This is a genomic window from Brevibacterium sp. FME37 (assembly GCF_014897485.1).
Taxonomy (GTDB): Bacteria; Actinomycetota; Actinomycetes; order Actinomycetales; family Brevibacteriaceae; genus Brevibacterium.
The window spans coordinates 1-1,435 of the sequence record NZ_JABUYE010000049.1 but is presented as its reverse complement, the minus strand read 5'-3'; the positions used below and the strand labels follow the sequence as shown (position 1 = coordinate 1,435).

The window sequence follows — 1,435 nt, the reverse complement described above, 5'->3', positions numbered from 1 at the left end:
GGCTCATCGTAATCGAGAGTGTAAAACCGGTCTGAAACCACCGGACTCAAGTAGGCACCTCGCGATGTAATGAGTCAGGTTGCGAAACCCGAGTGCCGATCCTCGAAGGTGCTCGAGCCGACCATTGATCGATTCGGTGGGCCCATTCGACGTTCCTGGCCTCGTGAAGAACGCCAACACATCCGCTGCGCGTCGCTTCAGCGTTCTCCCCAACCGCCTCAACTCCGTCAACCCAGCAGGCAGTCCTGCCGACAAGACATCGATGACAGCCTGCAAGAGCCTCTTGCCTTCACTGCGGTCCTCGGCCCGGTAAGCAGCCACGATGTCTTGGTAGAGCGCCCAGGTGACTTCGACTTCGGTGAGGTTCGCATCAGCGAAGAGACTGGCGATCCGTTCTTGTTGTCGTCTCGTGAGCAGGTCTGTGCCCGTGTGCAGCGTCCTCCTTGCCCGATACAACGGGTCCTTCGCTCGTCCACGATGCCCAGTTGTCTCCTGCTGGACGCGGCGGCGAACGTCATCGAGGGCATCACCAGCAAGCTTGACGACGTGGAACGGGTCCATGACTTCCACAGCATCGGGAAGTTCCTCAACGGCTGCGGTCTTGAACCCGGAGAAACCATCCATCGCAACGACTTCGATTCCATCACGCCAGCCCTTGGGCCGGGCGGCCAACCATTGTTTGAAGACCTGCTTCGACCGTCCGGGCACCATATCGAGTAGGCGTGCTGTGCCCGTTCCTTGGCTGATCGGGGTGAGATCGATGATGACGGTGACGTATTTGTCTCCCCGGCGAGTGTGGCGCCACACGTGCTCGTCGACACCGATCACAGACACGTCGTCGAATCGATTCGGATCGTTGATCAGCAGCCGTTGTCCTTCGGTCAGGACCGCGGAGTTCGCGGTATGCCAGGACACCGCGAGCTTGTCAGCGATGACTGCGACGGTGTCGTGATCGATGACGAGGGCACGCAGTGCCCAATCGAGTCCGGCTCGAGAGATCTTTGCTCGGGCTGGTGCCGCGGTCGTAGTGTCCTGGCGCCACACGTGGCCGCATTCGATGCACTTGTAGCGACGCAGGCGGATATGCAGTGTCGTTGGCCTGTGGCCGAAGGGCTCGTGTGCCAGTCGACGCACGACGGTGTCGCGGATGTCGCCGTGGCCGCTACATCGTCGGCACCATTCATCGGTGGTGTTCGGTCGGCATTTCAGCACCGCTTTGTGGGCGGTGATGTGTTGGCCGATGCAGGTCAGGTCAAGGGCGTCGAGTCGGCAGAATGTCGTGAGGTCAGGCGTCGAGAAAGTAGGCTTGTCCACGTCGAGGTCTTTCGGATGGGCAGTGTGAGAACTTCCATCATCGGAAGACCTCGACGTCTATCCGGGTAGCGACTCGCCTTGTTTGAAATTCATCGGCCTACACTCTCGTTTACGAAGAGCC

The 1,435-nt window shown here is 59.9% G+C and carries 1 protein-coding gene; it reads right to left on the bottom strand.

The window, feature by feature from the left end; all coding sequences use genetic code 11:
* Positions 1–3: 3 nt before the first annotated feature.
* Positions 4–1,314, bottom strand: a complete 1,311-nt coding sequence (locus INT29_RS19875) for an ISL3 family transposase (protein ID WP_096161084.1) — start codon at positions 1,312–1,314, stop codon at positions 4–6.
* Between the last annotated feature and the right edge of the window lie 121 nt (positions 1,315–1,435).